At 67.5% G+C, this 16590-nt stretch carries 14 protein-coding genes; 4 read left to right on the forward strand and 10 right to left on the reverse strand.

Going from position 1 to position 16590, the window contains the following annotated elements:
• Window positions 1-96 precede the first annotated feature (96 nt).
• The 5 genes from sucD to gloB all read right to left on the reverse strand — a co-directional run bounded on the left by sucD (window position 97) and on the right by gloB (window position 5336).
• On the reverse strand, window positions 97-981 hold the full coding sequence (gene sucD / locus ACFQE0_RS24915; RefSeq protein WP_378974450.1) for a succinate--CoA ligase subunit alpha: 885 nt from the start codon (window positions 979-981) through the stop codon (window positions 97-99).
• 2 nt (window positions 982-983) lie between these two features.
• On the reverse strand, window positions 984-2180 hold the full coding sequence (sucC, locus tag ACFQE0_RS24920; protein ID WP_378974453.1) for an ADP-forming succinate--CoA ligase subunit beta: 1197 nt from the start codon (window positions 2178-2180) through the stop codon (window positions 984-986).
• A gap of 116 nt (window positions 2181-2296) precedes the next feature.
• Window positions 2297-3259 (reverse strand): malate dehydrogenase, encoded by a 963-nt coding sequence (gene mdh, locus ACFQE0_RS24925; RefSeq protein ID WP_378974455.1) that lies wholly within the window; start codon window positions 3257-3259, stop codon window positions 2297-2299.
• A 381-nt stretch (window positions 3260-3640) separates the two neighbouring features.
• The gene (locus ACFQE0_RS24930; protein ID WP_313898749.1) at window positions 3641-4216 is read right to left on the reverse strand and encodes a TetR family transcriptional regulator; all 576 of its coding nucleotides are present in this window, start codon (window positions 4214-4216) and stop codon (window positions 3641-3643) included.
• Between the two features lie 349 nt (window positions 4217-4565).
• Window positions 4566-5336, reverse strand: coding sequence for a hydroxyacylglutathione hydrolase (gloB, locus tag ACFQE0_RS24935; RefSeq protein ID WP_378974458.1), 771 nt, complete (start codon window positions 5334-5336; stop codon window positions 4566-4568).
• A 148-nt stretch (window positions 5337-5484) separates the two neighbouring features.
• On the opposite strand from gloB, the gene ACFQE0_RS24940 reads away from it, so the two are divergent.
• Together ACFQE0_RS24940 and ACFQE0_RS24945 are read left to right on the forward strand one after the other, a co-directional pair.
• On the forward strand, window positions 5485-6219 hold the full coding sequence (locus ACFQE0_RS24940; protein ID WP_378974461.1) for a class I SAM-dependent methyltransferase: 735 nt from the start codon (window positions 5485-5487) through the stop codon (window positions 6217-6219).
• 33 nt (window positions 6220-6252) lie between these two features.
• Complete coding sequence (locus ACFQE0_RS24945) at window positions 6253-6957, forward strand: MarC family protein (RefSeq protein WP_378974463.1); 705 nt, start codon at window positions 6253-6255, stop codon at window positions 6955-6957.
• Window positions 6958-6964: 7 nt separating this feature from the next.
• On the opposite strand, the gene ACFQE0_RS24950 is transcribed toward ACFQE0_RS24945, so the two are convergent.
• Window positions 6965-8017, reverse strand: coding sequence for a hypothetical protein (locus tag ACFQE0_RS24950; RefSeq protein WP_378974465.1), 1053 nt, complete (start codon window positions 8015-8017; stop codon window positions 6965-6967).
• Window positions 8018-8244: 227 nt separating this feature from the next.
• On the opposite strand from ACFQE0_RS24950, the gene ACFQE0_RS24955 reads away from it, so the two are divergent.
• The gene (locus ACFQE0_RS24955) at window positions 8245-8424 is read left to right on the forward strand and encodes a hypothetical protein (RefSeq protein WP_378974467.1); all 180 of its coding nucleotides are present in this window, start codon (window positions 8245-8247) and stop codon (window positions 8422-8424) included.
• Between the two features lie 142 nt (window positions 8425-8566).
• Here ACFQE0_RS24955 and ACFQE0_RS24960 read toward each other — a convergent pair whose 3' ends face one another.
• The 4 genes from ACFQE0_RS24960 to ACFQE0_RS24975 all read right to left on the reverse strand — a co-directional run bounded on the left by ACFQE0_RS24960 (window position 8567) and on the right by ACFQE0_RS24975 (window position 15532).
• Window positions 8567-9619, reverse strand: coding sequence for a cytochrome-c peroxidase (locus ACFQE0_RS24960; protein WP_378975689.1), 1053 nt, complete (start codon window positions 9617-9619; stop codon window positions 8567-8569).
• 90 nt (window positions 9620-9709) lie between these two features.
• A complete protein-coding gene (pbpC, locus tag ACFQE0_RS24965; protein ID WP_378974469.1) occupies window positions 9710-11752 on the reverse strand; it encodes a penicillin-binding protein 1C in 2043 nt (680 codons plus the stop codon).
• Window positions 11753-11799: 47 nt separating this feature from the next.
• Window positions 11800-15222, reverse strand: a complete 3423-nt coding sequence (locus ACFQE0_RS24970; protein WP_378974471.1) for an acyl-[ACP]--phospholipid O-acyltransferase — start codon at window positions 15220-15222, stop codon at window positions 11800-11802.
• A gap of 82 nt (window positions 15223-15304) precedes the next feature.
• The gene (locus tag ACFQE0_RS24975) at window positions 15305-15532 is read right to left on the reverse strand and encodes a hypothetical protein (protein ID WP_378974473.1); all 228 of its coding nucleotides are present in this window, start codon (window positions 15530-15532) and stop codon (window positions 15305-15307) included.
• Between the two features lie 168 nt (window positions 15533-15700).
• Here ACFQE0_RS24975 and ACFQE0_RS24980 point away from each other — a divergent pair, with 168 nt between their 5' ends.
• Window positions 15701-16588, forward strand: coding sequence for an MBL fold metallo-hydrolase (locus ACFQE0_RS24980; RefSeq protein ID WP_378974475.1), 888 nt, complete (start codon window positions 15701-15703; stop codon window positions 16586-16588).
• The last annotated feature ends 2 nt before the right edge of the window (window positions 16589-16590 follow it).

Below are 16590 nucleotides of genomic sequence, written 5' to 3' on the forward strand. Positions count from 1 at the left end.
GGCACCGGCCGGGCCGGTGTCAGAAAGCGGTGAAGGGCGCCCTCGCGCCCCTCACCCAATTAATTGTGCCCGTCGGCCCACGGCCGCCGGGGCCGGTCAGCCCTTCAGGACTTCGACCAGCGTCGAGCCGAGGCGCGCCGGAGACGGGGAAACACGGATGCCCGCCGACTCCATCGCCGCGATCTTGTCCTCGGCGCCGCCCTTGCCGCCCGAGATGATCGCGCCGGCATGGCCCATGCGGCGGCCGGGGGGCGCCGTGCGGCCGGCGATGAAGCCCACCATCGGCTTCTTGCGGCCGCGCTTGGCTTCGTCCTTCAGGAACTGCGCTGCTTCTTCTTCGGCCGAGCCGCCGATCTCACCGATCATGACGATCGACTCGGTCTTGTCGTCCGCGAGGAACAGTTCGAGCACGTCGATGAACTCGGTGCCCTTCACCGGGTCGCCGCCGATGCCGACCGCCGTGGTCTGGCCGAGGCCCGCCGTCGTGGTCTGGAACACCGCTTCGTAGGTCAGCGTGCCGGAACGCGACACGATGCCGACCGAGCCGGGACGGAAGATGTTGGCCGGCATGATGCCGATCTTCGACTCGCCCGCCGTGACGATGCCGGGGCAGTTCGGGCCGACGAGGCGCGACTTGGAGCCGATCAGCGCCCGCTTCACGCGCACCATGTCGAGCACCGGAATGCCCTCGGTGATGCAGACGATCAGCGGGATCTCGGCCGCGATGGCCTCGCAAATCGCGTCCGCCGCGCCGGGCGGTGGCACGTAGACGACGGAGGCGTCGGCGCCCGTGGCCTCGCGCGCCTCGGCCACGGTGTCGAACACCGGCAGGCCGAGATGGGTCGAGCCGCCCTTACCGGGCGAGGTGCCGCCGACCATCTTCGTCCCGTAGGCGATGGCCTGCTCGGAGTGGAAGGTCCCGTTCTTGCCGGTGAAGCCCTGGCAGATGACCTTGGTGTTCGCGTCGATCATCACCGACATGATCAGGCTCCCTTCACGGCGGCGACGATCTTCTGCGCGGCGTCATCCAGGTCGTCGGCCGGGATCACGTTGAGGCCGGAGGCGCGGATGATCTCCTTGCCCTGCTCGACGTTGGTGCCTTCCAGGCGCACCACCAGCGGAACCTGCAGCCCCACCGCCTTCACCGCCGCGATCACGCCGTTGGCGATCACGTCGCACTTCATGATTCCGCCGAAGATGTTGACGAGGATGCCCTTTACCTGCGGATCGGCGGTGATGATCTTGAACGCCGCCGTCACCTTCTCCTCGGAGGCGCCGCCGCCTACGTCGAGGAAGTTCGCCGGGCTCTCACCGTAGAGCTTGATGATGTCGAGGGTGGCCATGGCCAGCCCAGCGCCATTGACCATGCAACCGATGGTGCCATCCAGGGCGATATAGGCGAGGTCGTACTTGGACGCCTCGATCTCCTTGGCGTCCTCCTCGGTCTCGTCGCGCAGGGCAACGATGTCCGGATGCCGGTAAAGGGCGTTCGAGTCGAACGAGATCTTGGCGTCGAGGCACTTGAGGTGGCCGTCGCCGGTAAGCACCAAAGGGTTGATCTCCAGCATGCTCATGTCCTTGGCGGTAAACGCCTGGTAGAGCTTGGTGGTCAGGTCTCCGGCTTCCTTCGCCTGGGCGCCGGTGAGGCCCAGCGCCTTGGCGACCGCGCGGCCGTGATGAGGCATGATGCCCGTGGCCGGATCGACCGGGATGGTGTGGATCTTCTCGGGCGTGTCGTGGGCGACCGCCTCGATGTCCATGCCGCCCTCGGTGGAGACCACGAAGGCGATGCCGCCGGTTTCCCGATCGACGAGCATCGACAGGTAGAACTCGGCGGCAATCTGCGCGCCTTCCTCGATATAGAGGCGGTTCACCTGCTTGCCGGCCGGGCCGGTCTGGATCGTCACCAGGGTCTGGCCGAGCATTTCGCCCGCATATTGCTTCACCTCGTCGATCGACTTGGTGACGCGCACGCCGCCCTTGGCGCCTTCAGCAGCGCCGACGAAGGTGCCCTTGCCGCGACCGCCGGCATGGATCTGGCTCTTCACGACCCAAACCGGGCCGCCCAGCTCCTTGGCCGCAGCCTCGGCCTCGGAGGGGTTGAAGATGGCGACGCCGCGGGACACCGGCAGGCCGAACTCCCGCAGGACCGCTTTGGCCTGGTATTCGTGGATGTTCATCGGAGCCTCGTTCAGAGGGGCGAAGAGGGAGTGGCGAATGGCGAACAGCGTTCGGGAGAAGCGGTGAAGGCCTACGCCTTCGCCCGCCGCTCCCTCAATGCTCTTCGCTCCGTGACTTACGCCAGCGAGCCGTCGACGGTCTTGCAGGCCTCGATCAGGCCCTTCACCGAGTTGACGGACTTCTCGAACATCGCCTTCTCGTCGCCGTTGAACTCGACTTCGAGGACCTTCTCGACGCCGTTCGCGCCGATCACCACCGGCACGCCGATGAACAGGCCGTCGATGCCGTACTGGCCGTCGAGATGGGCGGCGCAGGGCAGCACGCGGCGCTTGTCGCGCAGGTAGCTCTCGGCCATCGCGATCGCCGAGGAGGCCGGGGCGTAGAAGGCCGAGCCGGTCTTGAGCAGGTTGACGATCTCGCCGCCGCCCTTGCGGGTCCGCTCGACCATGGCGTCGAGCTTCTCCTGGGTGGACCAGCCGAGCTTGATCATGTCGGGCAGCGGCACGCCCGCGATGGTGGAGTAGCGCACCAGCGGAACCATGTCGTCGCCGTGGCCGCCGAGCACGAAGGCCGTGACGTCCTCGACCGAGACCTTGAACTCTTCGGCCAGGAAGTGACGGAAGCGGGCGGAGTCGAGCACGCCGGCCATGCCGACGATCTTGTTCTTCGGCAGGCCAGAGAACTTCTGGAGCGCCCACACCATCGCGTCGAGCGGGTTGGTGATGCAGATCACGAAGGCGTCCGGCGCATGCGCCTTGATGCCCTCGCCTACCGACTGCATGACCTTGAGGTTGATGCCGATGAGATCGTCGCGGCTCATGCCGGGCTTGCGCGGCACGCCGGCGGTGACGATCACGACATCGGCCCCGGCGATCGCCGAGTAGTCGCTGGCGCCGGCGAGCTTGGCATCGAAGCCCTCGACCGGGGCGGCTTCGGCGATATCGAGCGCCTTACCCTGCGGCACGCCGTCGACGATGTCGAACAGCACGATGTCGCCCAGTTCCTTGAGTCCGGCCAGAAGGGCCAGGGTTCCGCCGATCTGGCCGGCACCGATGAGGGCGATCTTGCTGCGTGCCATGTCGGTTCTGCCTCCTGAGAAACCTTGCTTCCCGGGCGCGTGGTGGCCTGCTCCAGCGTGCGTTGCGCCGGGTCGTTCGCGACCGAAAATCTGCGCGGCTGTGTGGCCGAAAAGCACTGACGCTTCAACCCGATGCGGGTTGGCCTAAAGGCCGGAAGGCATGGGCGGGCCCTATGCCAGGGCACGGGCTTGCGTCGGAAATCGCTGTGCTGCGAGGGTTTTAGGTGCGGTGCAGCGATCCGGAAAGCAAGAATGACAGATTTCCAAACCTGTCATTTCACGGTTTCTTGCTGGACCCGCCTTAGGCCGCGATGAGGGAATCACCGCCCGGAACGAGAAAGGGCGGGGCCGCGATCTCCGCGGGCCCCGCCCTGTTTCGTCTCAGAGGACGCCTGCTCGCAGGACCCTCTGGATCGCGTGGATCACCGCCCCGAAGCGGGCCTCGATCAGATCTCGAGGCACATCCGCGTCATGTTGGATCGCGAGCGGATGAGTGAACCGGTAGCTCGCATCGAAGATGTAGGCGATGGCCCGTTCCCGGTCTCGGGCCGAGAAGATGCCGGAGGTGATCCCTTCCTCGACGACCCGCTCGACGAGGCTGCGCAGGCGGACCCGGTGGCGCCGGGCGATGGGCCGCGCGGCGACTGTGGCATCGAGATGGACGGCAAAGAGGTTCGGCTCGTTCGCGAGTGCGTCCCGCTGAAGGGCCGCGAGGGCGACGAGAAGCCGTTCGATCTTGTCGTCGGCCGGATCCGGCGCGTCGGCGATTCCGGCGAGCCGGGTTTCCACATCCCGCAGCCAGCGGCCCGCCACGGCATCGAGCAGGGCGTCCTTGGAGGGGAAGTAGCGGTAGACGTTGGCGTGCGTCATGCCCGCTTCGGCGGCCACAGCGACGACGGTGACACGCTTGGGCCCAAGTCGGGCCAGATGCTCGGTGGCGATGCCCAGAAGGCGAATATCGGCCGAGACGGGAGTCCGTGCCTTCGGGGTGTTGCCCGGTTCCGCATCGTCGGACGACTTGGCGGGGGCGCCACCTTCGACCCCTGTCAGGGCGACCTTCAGATCGGCTTCGTCATCCTTGGACGAGTCAATCTCCGGCCGCAGGAACGGAAGGGGAAGGCGAGAGGAGGACAGGTGGTAGGGCGAGGCGGACCCCCATCGTTCCGAAAGAAGCGCGAATACGCTTCCGGTTGAAAAAGCGGTGTCCCCCCGGGAGCCCGCGTGCTCATGCGGCTTCGTTGCCGCTTACCTGTCGTATGTTCAAAATGATTTGAGAACGCAACAAAATTTTCCGATCGTATCACTCTCAGAACCGATCCTTCCACGATCTTAGAGTAACGAACACCTTTTCAGAGGAGCTTCCAGCAGGGAGATTGACTCCCTTCGCCAGTTCTGAGGTGCCACTCCTGAGAAAGGGATTTGTCCGTCTTTCCTGACCGAGAGTCGAAGGGATCAGGAATAACCCGTCCCGCCGCGCGGTTTCCGCTTCCGCGACACGGGCGCGCAGAGCTTCGTTGTCGGGATCTGCGGCCAGGGCGAACTTGCCATTCGAGAGTACGTAGTCATGCCCACTGAAGACCTGGGTCTCATCAGGCAGATCGGCGAAGCGTTCGAGTGAGCGCCACAGAACTTCGGGAGGACCCTCAAGCACCCGCCCGCAGCCGAGGGTAAACAATGTATCCCCGGCGCAAACGATCTTCGCGTCTTCGAACCAATAGGTGATGTGGTCGTTGCAGTGGCCGGGCGTCTCCCACACCTGGGCGACGAGATCCCCGACCCTGACCGTGTCGCCCTCGCCCACCGTCCTGTCGACGGCGGGAATGGCATCGCCGGCCTTGCGCGGCGCGGTGACGCGGGCGCCGGTCTGAACCTTCACCTCCTCGATCCCCGCGATGTGATCGCCGTGCCGGTGGGTGACGAGGATGTCGGTGAGGCGCCAGCCCGTTTCCTCGAGAGCCCTCAGGACGGGGCCCGCCTCGGGAACGTCGATGGCGGCGCAGGCGCCCGTTCCGGGGTCTCGGATCAGGACGCCGATATTGTCCGAGCGGCAGAGGAAGGTTTTGATCTGTGCGTCCACGTCGCGGTCCCTGGCCCGAGATGAAGCTAGCCTAAGGCTGCGGCTGGAAAAACCGGCTTTCGCGAGGCGCGGTTCCGGGACGACTTGCGGCGGACGCGCGCCGCCACCATTGATGGCGCGATGACAGCCAGCCGCGCGTAATGAGTCCATGCGTCTCGACGTCAACGGCCTGAGGGCCTTCTACGCTACGCCCCTCGGCGCCACGACCCGGCGGGTCGTCGGCCGCTCGGTGCATGGCTTCCTCGGCTCGGTCTCGGGACTGCGCGTGCTCGGGATCGGTTACGCGACCCCCTACCTCGCACCCGTCCACTGCATCGCCGAGCGGACGCTCGCCTTCATGCCCGCCTCGCAGGGCGTGGTGAACTGGCCGGGCAGCGGTCGTTCCTGCACCGCCCTGACCGACCCGACGATGATGCCCCTCCCCGAGGCGGCCATCGACCGAGTGATCCTCGTCCACGCCCTCGAATCGGTCGAAAGCCCGACCGAATTGCTGCAGGAGGTCTGGCGGACGCTGACGCCCGGCGGCCGCATGGTGCTTGTGGTGCCCAATCGCCGGGGCATCTGGGCGCGGCGCGAGGCGACGCCCTTCGGCCATGGCCAGCCCTACAGCCGCTCCCAACTCGGGCGATTGATGCGGGACACCCTGTTCTCGCCGGAAGGATGGGCCGAGACCCTCTACATGCCTCCGGTGCGCTCGCGCGTGCTCCTGCGAACGGGGCCGATCTGGGAGGCCTGCGGCACGACCCTGGCCATGCCTTTCGCGGGCCTGCACGTCATCGACGCGACGAAGCAGCTCTACAGGCCGATTGCCGTCGCCCAGGTGCGCCGGTCCCGCCGCCTCGCACCGGCCCGCGTACTCGTCCCCGCGCCCGCGCCGGGTTAGAGCATCGCCCGCCGACACGCGGGAGAGCACGGTTTGACCGTCGAGATCACGATCCAGCAATTCCTGCTGGCCCTGTCCGGCCTCATCGCCATCGTGAACCCGATCGGCGGGGCTCTCATCTTCGCGCAGGTGACAGGCCAGTTCAGCCATGCCGAGCGGGTCCTGCTCTCCCGCCGGATCGGCACTTACGCGGCGGTGATCATGCTCGGCGCGCTCTGGGCGGGTACGCCGATCCTCAACTTCTTCGGCGTGAGCCTCGCTGCGCTACGGATCGCGGGCGGGCTGGTGGTGATGTCCGCCGCCTGGACGCAGCTCAACCGGCCGGAGGCGCGGGAGGCGCGCAAGCAGGCCGAAGCCTCCGGCTCGCGGGACAAGCGGATGCAGGAGCCCCCGGCGGAAGCGCTCTCCGGCAATCTCAACGAAATCGCCTTCTTCCCGCTGACGCTGCCCTTCACCGTCGGGCCCGGCACCATCGCCGTGGCGATCACCCTGGGTTCCAGCCGACCCGAGGCCCTGGCCAACCGGATCGGCTTCTATGCCAGCGTGTCGGCGGCGGCCCTCTGCGTCGCCCTGATCGTAGTCCTGGTCTACGGCTCGGCCGACCGAGTGGTCGCCCTGATCGGCCCCGCCCGCGCGCGGGTGCTCGGGCGGCTCTTCGCGTTCCTTCTGCTCTGCGTCGGATGTCAGATCCTGCTGACCGGTGTGAACGACGCCGTGGCCTCGTTCCACCGTCCTTAAGCCGCATTCAGATCACCGGCAGTTCCGCGAGGCCGCCATAGATCGCGGCGTGGCCGAGATAGTAGAGGAGCAGGAAGCCCGCGAGGGAGGCCGCGTACCAGGCTGGGGCGAGCACCGTGTCGCGCACCCGGACCTTCACCCGCACATCGTCGGCAGCGATACCGAGCAGCACCACGATGATGCCGGAATGGCCGATCGCGTCGATCTTGCCGAACTCAAAGATGGCCGAGACGAACACGCCTGCCAGGATCAGTGCGGAGGTGCGGCGCACCAGCGGCGTCCAGACGAGGGCGAAGGCGAGGGTGAACTCGATGACGCCAGCGGCCTGCATGAACAGCTCGGGGCTTGCGCCCATGGTCATGGCCGGGTTGGCGGCGATGAGCGGGTCGGTCCAGTGCGGATACGCCCACTTCTCGACCGAGGCCCACATCAGCGTGACGGCGGCCGTCCAGCGCACGATGTCGAGCGCACGGATCCCATAAGGCGTGAGGTCGAGGCCGCGCAGGATCAGGTAAGCGGCGACGCCGAGAAAGACCGGGTAATCGGCGAGGTGGAAGACGCCGTATTGCGAGACCGCATATCCGAAGAGAAAAACGATCCCGAGCCCGGTGATCGGCATGGTCCGCCGCCAGATCAGGCACCCGGCGAGGCCGAGCTGGAGCCAGGAGATCCATTCGAGGTTGGTCTTCAATTCCGGCGTCAGGATGATGCCGCCGAGACCCCAGAGCGACACGAAGAAGAAGCCGACCGTCGCGCGTACCAGAAGCTCGGTATCGGTGCGGATGCGGCTCAGCACCCGGTCGAGGGAGTTCATCAGCGCGGTGCCGAGCGGCGTGCCCTCCGCGAGGCAGCCGAACATCAGGCAAACCAGCGAGAGGCCGACCAGCCACTCGAAATTGAGGCACAGGACGTTTTCCAGGCCCCGTGGCTGGCCCGAAACGTCGTAGGCACAAAACCATTTCACGTGCGCGCTGGCCTCGTTCGTCGCGAACAAGGTCAATGGTAACGCCAAGGCCAAGGTTGGAAGTGAACTGAAAAACGTCTTCCGTGGGGACTTCATAAGACCCTCGCCCTCGGCGGCGCCGCTTTGTGAAACCTAGTTAAATCAAATCCCGGCCTCTCCGGTAAGTGAATCTTAATGGCTTTCCTCAAAAGGTTAACGCTGTGGATTCCGCGAGCTGAGCTTTTTCCGTCCAACCCGCCATCCAGGAACGGTCCTCGGAAGCTTCGGGTTAAGGGTTGGCGTTTAGCGTGACCGCAATGGCTAGCGGGCACGCCCGGAGAGCCTTGTCGGAGAGTTCACTCATGGTCGGATTGGCGAGCGCCTTCAGCCTCTGCCTGGGCGTCGCCCTCGCGGCCCGTGCTCCCGCCGCCGGTCTGCGCGCGAAGGCCTTCGAGACCTCGGGCGGTCTCTTCCTCGTGTCGGGCTTGGTCCTGCTAGGCTCGGGCCTGCCGGTCTTCCACTGAGCCGACATCCGGCCATACAGCCGAAGGACCCATCAAGCCCGTCATTGCGAGCACAGCGACGCCACACAAGGCAGCGCAACCGCCCAGAACGAATTGTGGATGGCCTCGCTTCGCCGATGAAAGGTGGAAGAGGCTCTCTGGCCTACGGTGTCGGCGCGTTTGCGGGAAACACCGCCGCGGTCTCGTCGCGGTCGCCCTCGGTGGACAGCGTCGCCAGGAAGGCCAGCAGGTCCGCCTTTTCCCGCGCACTGAGGTTCAGGGGCTTGATCTGCCGCGACCGGCTCGGGCGGTCGATCCCGCCCTTGTCGTAGTGGTCGACCACCGCTTCCAGCGTCGGCACCGAGCCGTCGTGCATGTAGGCCGTGCGCTGGTCGATCTCGCGCAGCGTCGGCGTCTTGAAAGCGTATTGCAGGGCGACCGAGCGTGGCATCAGGCGGCCCCGGCCGAGATCGGTGCCCGTGGCGGTGCCGATGTCGTGGAAGGAGTTGTCGGTGAACGACCAGCCGGAATGGCAACCGGCGCAGCCACCTTTCCCATTGAACACGTCGAACCCACGCTTGGCGGGCTCGGAGATCGCGCCCTCCTCCCCACCGATCCAGCGGTCGAATGGTGCCTTCCCGGCGATGATCAAGCGCTGGTAGGTCGCGAGGGCGGCTTCGAGCCGGTCCTCGCTGACGGCAGGATCTCCGAACGCGGCGGCGAAGCCCTCGCGGTAGCTCTCGTCGGCCGAAAGACGAGACACGGCATCGCGCATCTTGAGGTTCATGTTCCCCGGTGCGGAGATGGGCGCGCGGGCGACCTTCTCCAGCACGGGAAACTTGCCGTCCCAGCCGAGCGGACCATCCTGCCAAGCGACATTCAGGAGCGTCGGCGTGTGCAGGTCCATGTCTCCACCCATGCGGGTGGAGGCGCGGGCGCGGCCATCGGCCCAGGCCAGGTCCGGGCGGTGGCAGGTCACGCAGGCGCGGCTGCCGTCGCCCGAGAGGATCGGATCGAAGAAGAGCTTGCGGCCGAGTTCCGCCTTGGCGGGCGAATAGGGGTTGGTCTCGGGGAAGGGGATCGTCGTGGGACGAACATAGTCGAGGCGCCAAGCGGCCCGATGCCCGTCCGCCGCAGTTCCGGCGTAACCAGCAACACCTGCCAAAGCAGTAAGCGTCGCCGTGGCGACGCCGAAAATTCGTAGCCTCGAAACCATCACATGAGTGGTTTACGGGCAGACTGTTGAAAAACAGTATACCAGTTAGAGTATTTCATTCGGAATGACTTGGGCCGGCGGACTTACCCCCTACTCGATCCGTACGGCGACGCTGTCGCTAGCACCGGTCGCGTCGAGGACGGAGATTCGTGCGAAGCCCGCGCCCTCCGGCACCCAGGCCGATTGCCGCCGGATGGTTCGTGAGACCGGCTGCCCGTCGATCATCCAGGTGAGGGGTGGCACGCCGCCCGATGCCTTCAGGATCACCCCCTCCCCCGCCCCGCCCGCGTGGGCGGCCAAGCCGAGATCGACCCGCGCCCCATCCGGGGGATAGGCGATCCGCAGGATCGGCGTTCCGTCCGGCGGCTCATCGCGGTTCAGGCGGCGCAGGGGCGGCGGCAATGCTGCGTTGGCGACGGCCAACGCATCGGCCGGGCGCGGCCCGAAGACGGGATCGCCCCCGTAGCGGGCGAAGGCATCGAACAGGATCGGCGCGGCGACGATCCGCCCGACGAGGCCGGGCACCGGGGCGCCATCGGCGCGACCGGCCCAAACCGCGACCGTGACGCGGCGGTCGTATCCCACGGCCCAGGCATCGCGGTACCCGAAGGACGTGCCGGTCTTGTAGGCGATGCGATTGGGCAGTGCGTTGTCGGGCGGCGGCGTCCCGCGCAGGATGTCGGTGACGTACCACGCCGCCACATCCCCTGCGATGCGCTTGCCCGCGGCCGGGGGCGGCATCTGCCCATCGCGGGCAAGGCCGGCATAGAGCCGGGCGAGATCGGTAAGGGTGAGCCCGAGCCCCCCGAGCGCTACCGGAAGGCCGGGCGCCGCCTCGCGGGGCAGGCGCAGGTCGGCTCCCGCCGCGCGCAGATGCGCGACGAAGCGCGCCGGTCCCACCGCCTCCATCAGCGCGACGGCGGGCACGTTGAGTGAGAGTTGCAGCGCCCGCCGGGCGGTGACGGTGCCCTGGAAGGTCATGTCGAAGTTCTCGGGCGCGTAGCTTGCGGAGAAACGCGAAGGCCGGTCCTCGATCAGCGTCTCGGGATGGGCGAGCCCGGCCTCGAAGGCCATGGCGTAGACGAAGGGCTTCAGCGCCGATCCCGGAGAGCGCACGGCGCGGGTCATGTCGATGGCCCCCCGGCGGCTGGCATCGAGGTAGCCCGCGCTGCCGACCCGGGCGAGGAGCCGCCCGTCGCGATTGTCGATCACCACGATCGCCGTCGAGAGGACGGGCCCCGCCGAGGCGGCTCGCTCCGCGGCGAGGGCTTCGAGGCTCGCCTGGAGACGGCCATCGAGGCTGAGGCGGATCACCGGGTTCGCAGGCTCGGCGGCCACGGCCTCTTCGGCGGCGTGGGCGGCCAGCATCGGAAAGGGCTGGCGGGCCGCCGGGACTGGTTCGGCCCTGGCCTGTGCGGCCTCGTCGTCGCGGAGCAGGCCGCGCGATAGCGCGATGTCGATCACCCGATTGCGCGCCGCGCGCGCCCGTTCAGGGAAACGGTCGGGCCGCCGTGTCTCGGGCGATTGCGGCAGGGCGACGAGGAGGGCGGCCTGGGCGGGGGTCAGGCGGGCGGGCTCCCGGCCGAAATAGGCGAGGCTCGCCGCCCGCACCCCTTCCAGCGATCCGCCGAAGGGCGCCAGTGCGAGGTAGAGATCGAGCACGGCCGCCTTGCCGAGTTGTCGTTCCAGGCTCACGGCCCGCAGGGCTTGCCGCAGCTTCGCCGAGGCCGAGCGCCGCGCCCGTGGCTCCACGAGGCGGGCGACCTGCATCGAGAGCGTCGAGCCGCCGGACACGATGCGTCCGTGGCGCAGCCCCTGGGATGCAGCCCGGAGGACGGCGAGGGGATCGATCCCGATATGGCTGTCGAAGCGCCGGTCCTCGTAGGCACGGAGCATGGCGAGATAGCGCGGATCGACCGTGGCAGCGCTCACCGGCAGGCGCCAGCGACCGTCCTGCGTCGCGAAGGGCCGAAGCAGATCTCCCGACCGGTCCAGCACGACCACCGAGCGGGCCTGCGCCGCATGGAGATCGAGGGGCGGGAGCGAAGCCGCGTAGATCAGCAGCGCCAGCAGGCCGATCACGGAAAGCGCGGCGCATACCCGGATGAGGATCAGCCACCCGCTCTTCCGCATGCCGCCCTCCCCGCCGAGCCGGAGGATGCCGCCTCAGAGCGCCGGGCTCAAGCGGCCTCGGCGCTGGCGCGCTCGCGGGCGAGCTTGGAGACCGCCACCAGATCGACCTTGCCCGCGCCGAGCAGGGGGATGTCCTCCAACACGACCACCTCGGCGGGGATCGAGACATCGGAGGCGCCCTTGCCCTTGGCGAAGCTCTGGAAGGCGGCGCGGGTCGCGTCCTTGGCCTGGGTGAAAAGCACCAGCCGCTCGCCCTTGCGCGCGTCCGGTACGGCGGCCGCGGCGCTCAATCGGTCGGGCCAGAGGTCGTTAGCCAGCTTCTCGATAGCCGCGAGCGAGACCATCTCGCCGGCCACCTTGGCGAAGCGCTTCGCCCGGCCACGGATGGTGACGAAGCCCTCCTTGTCGATGCTCACGATGTCGCCGGTATCGTGCCAGCCCTCCGGCGGCGGCTTCAGATGCCCGGGGGCATCGGTCATCAGGTAGCCAAGCATCACGTTGGGGCCGCGCACCGAAAGGCGCCCGCCCTCATCAATGCCCGGCACCGGCTCGAGCTTCGCCTCGATGCCGGGCAGGAGACGGCCGACCGTGCCGAAGCGGTTGAACATCGGCGTGTTGAGGGCGAGCACAGGCCCGCACTCGGTGACGCCGTAGCCTTCGAGGATGCGCAGGCCGAACTTCTCCAACCAGGTCCGGCGGGTCGTGTCCTTCACGGCCTCCGCCCCGGCCACGACGTAGCGTAGCGAGCGCAGATCGTAGGCGTGGGCGGCCCGAGCATACCCCGTAAGGAAGGTGTCCGTTCCGAAGAGCACCGTGCTGTTGGAGCCGTAAACGAGCTCCGGTACGATCCGGTAATGCAGCGGTGACGGATAGAGATAGACTGGCACGCCCGAGACCAGCGGCAGCACCGTCCCGGCGGTGAGCCCGAACGCATGGAACATCGGCAGGACGTTGAACACCTTGTCCGTCGGCCCGAAATCGATCCTCGCGGCCACCTGCGCCACGTTGGCAAGCATGCAGCGGTTGGCCAGCACGACACCCTTGGGCGCGCCCTCGCTGCCCGAGGTGAACAGGACCGCCGCCGGATCCTCGCCCCGCCGCTTCACCAGCGGCTTTCGGGGGCTCAGGAAGCCGCGGATCTTGTCGGCCAGGGTGATCGTGGCGCGCAGGTCTTCGAGATAGACCAGCGTCACCTTGCCCTTCATCGCCTCCACGAGGGAGCCGAGACGGCCCTTCTCGATGAAGGCGCGTGATGTCAGCACCGTGCTCACTTCCGCCGTCGCACAAGCCGAGAGGACGTTGGCGGCACCCGCCGAGAAATTGATCATGGCCGGCACGCGGCCCGCCGAGGCCAGGGCGAAGAAGGTCACTGCCGCGCCGTTGGCGTTCGGAAGCATCAGGCCGATATGCCCGCCCTCCGGAGCGTAGGCCATCAGTCTGCGGCCGAGGATGTTGGCGCCCATCACGAGGCGCCCGTAGCTCAGGCGGCCGGTCACCGGGTCTTCGAGGGCGTTGCGGCGCCAGCCATGGCGCTCGCCCGCATCGATCAGCGCGGCCATCACCCCGCGGTCGATCTCGGCCGTGCGGAACAGCAACTCGGACATTGCGTCGTAGAGCTCCGCGCCCGCGGCCTGCCGCCGAGCCTTGCCCTTCAGCGCGGGGTCCACCGTAAGCCGCAGAGGTGGCATGACGGTGACAGTTACTTTCGGCCACCAGCGGCGGCGCACCTGATTGCGGGACAGGCGCGAGAAGACGGTCTGCTCCAACCCGTCGATCTTCACCGGCACCACCATGGCGCCCGACTTGTCGCCGATGAGCCCGGCCCCGTCATAGACCTTCATCAGGCTGCCGGTGACGGTGAGCCGACCCTCGGGAAAGATGATCAGCGTCTCGCCGGATCGCACGGCGTTGATGAGGGTGCGGGTGGCGAGCGGCCGCGTCGGATCGAGCGGCATCGCCTTGGTCATCTTCAGGAACGGCCGCACCCACCAGCGCTTCGCGATGCCGCTGTCGATGGCAAAGACCGGCTCTTGATCGAGCAGCGACAGGGCCAGCGGCGCATCGAGGAAGGACACGTGATTGAGGGCCACGATGCAGTTCGGACCCGCCTTGTCGATGTTGTCGAGGCCGCGCACCTCGAGCCGGTAGAAGGCGCGGAACAGGATCGACAGGGCGTCCCGGAACGGGCTCGTCGGCAGGGTGACGAGGACCACGGCGCCGACGACGAGATTGAGCACGGCCACCACCGCGAGCAGGCTCGCCATGGAGAGCCCCGCCGCCTGTAACGCCGCCAGCGCCAAGGTGCCCCCCACCATGAAGGCGGCGGTGATCACGTTCACCGCGCCGATGATGCGGGCGCGCATGGATTTCTCGGTCCAGGCCTGCACGGCGGCAAAGGACGGCACGATGTAGAGGCCGCCCGCCATGGCGAGACCGAGGAAGTCGATCATCGTGCGCAGGCCGTGCCCGGTACCGATGAACGCGACCGGACCGATCATTTCGGAGGGCGGCGCGGGAAGATGCGAGATCGTCCAGGCAAGGTCGAAGCCGAACAGGGCCATCAACAGCGCCCCGACCGGGGTCGGCAGCAGGACGATCCGCCCGCTGGCGAGCCAGGAGGCGAGGCCGGAGCCCAGGGCGATGCCGACCGAAAACGTCGCGAGCAGAAGGGTGATGACCGACTCGCTGCCGTTGAAGGCGGTCCGCACCATCACCGGAAGCAGCGACAGCACCACGACCCCGACGAGCCAGAACCAGCTCACGATCAGCGAGCCGCGCCAGAGCCTCGTGTCGACCCATAGGTCGCGAAGCAGGGAAAAGGTCGAGCGGGCGACGTTGGCGTCGACCTTGAGGTCGGGGGCGCCCTCTCCCGTCTCTGGGATCATTCGCGCCGAAAGCCAGCACAGAACGGCGAAGGCCATGACCAGGGCAGCGAATAGCGCGCCCGATCCGCCCATGGCCGAGGCGGTACCCGCCGCAATGGTGCCCAGGAGGATGGCGAGGAAGGTCGCGGCTTCGACCAGGGCGTTGCCGGCGGGAAGTTCCTCCCGGCGCAGGTGGTCCGGCAGGATGCCGTACTTGATCGGGCCGAACAGGGCCGCAATCGTCCCGAACAGGCCGAGCGCGACGAACAGCACCGGCACGGAATGGAGCAGGAAGCCCAGCACCGCGCAGCCCGCCGCGAAGATCTCCGCGAACTTGAGCCGCCTGGCCATGAGCGCCTTGTCGTAGCGGTCGGCCCATTGGCCGCCGAGCCCCGACAGGATGAAGAACGGCCCGATGAACACGGCACTCGCCAGCGTGACGAGGACGCCGCCATGGCCCTCGCCGCCCTCGCCCGCATGGCCCCCGATGCCGAACAGGATCAGGAAGGCGAGAGCGTTCTTCAGGAAATTGTCGTTGAAGGCCGAGAAGAACTGGCACCAGAACAGTGGCGCGAAACGTCGCGCGGTCATCAACGAACGAAACATGTCGGTCTCCGGCCCTGCGCCATGACTGACCCAGGCGCTACGCCGAGGTCAAATCCGGCAAGGAACGGCAGGCGGTTTCGCCTCAGCGGCGTTCGATTCTCGCGCGCACCATGGCCCCCAGATCGTACGACCGGCAGGCGTGCTGAACGAGGATCACGGTCAACGCCAGAACGAGCGCCGCCGCCATGCATGGCACGGCGAGCAAAAGGATGAGGACCGAGCCGACCGCCGTGCGCTCGGCCAGCGACGCGCGGGGCCAGGGATCGATGGGCCACCGGAGCGGAAGCCGAATCGGGCGAGTCGTCGTCATGGGCGGGGTCTCCCATCCGCACCGAAGGGGCACTGTGTGCCCGATCGAGCGCGGCGTCGAGCACGTCTTTCAGGCAGCGATGTCGCGGTGCAGCCTGGAAACCGTGGCGTCCGGGGACAGTTTCAGGCGGTGCTTTCACCGCTGCGTGAGGGCGGAGGACACGAAGCGATGCCCGGTTACCTGCCCTTCGCGGGCGCCCTGAAACTGCCCGCGTATACATGCGATAATTGCGGGTTCTGGCAGCGCCATTTCGAGCCGCCGCCCGCCTGCCCGATGTGCCTCGACGCTAGGCACGTGGTGCCGCAGGACGGCTGGCGCTTCCGCACCGAGCGTGAGGCGCAGGACGCGTTTCCCTGTCACTGGCAGGAATTGGAGCCGGGCGTCTGGCGGTTTTGGAACGAGCCGGTCTCGGGCATCGGTCCTTCGGCCTATCTGGTCCAGACGGACGAGGGAAATATGGGCTTCGAAGGATGCCCGGTCTTCAGCGAAGCCGCCCTCGACCAGATCGAGCGGCTCGGCGGCATGAAGGTGCTGTCCGCCTCGCATCCGCATTCCTACGGCGCCCTGGTGCAATTGCAGGACCGGTTCGACCCGGAATTGTGCCTGCCTGCTGCCGACTTCACGTGGAGCGCGGCGCTTCAGGTGAGCTGGCCCTACGACGATTTTCTCGAACCCCTCCCCGGCCTCGAGCTGCACCGCACGGCGGGCCATTTTGACGGCCATGCCGTCCTGTTCGATCGCAAACGGAAGATCTGCTTCTGCGGCGACGCCCTGAAGTTCGAACTCGACCCCGAGGATTTCCGCCGGGCACGCACGATCTCGGCCCACAAGGCGTTCGTGCGTGGCGTGCCGCTGACCGTGAACGAGCTACGCCGCTATCGCGACGTGTTCGAGCGACTGGACTTTACTCAGACCTGGACGCCCTTCGAGCCCGCCGCGAATTGCGGCCGACCCGAAGTGCTGGCTCTGATCGATTCCATGCTCGGAAGCCGACCGCACGCCTACCCCGTCCCGCTGGGCGAACTGACGAAGGCACAGCCATCGCGCGCGCAATAACG

The organism is Methylobacterium komagatae (assembly GCF_042661665.1).
Classification (GTDB): Bacteria; Pseudomonadota; Alphaproteobacteria; order Rhizobiales; family Beijerinckiaceae; genus Methylobacterium; species Methylobacterium komagatae.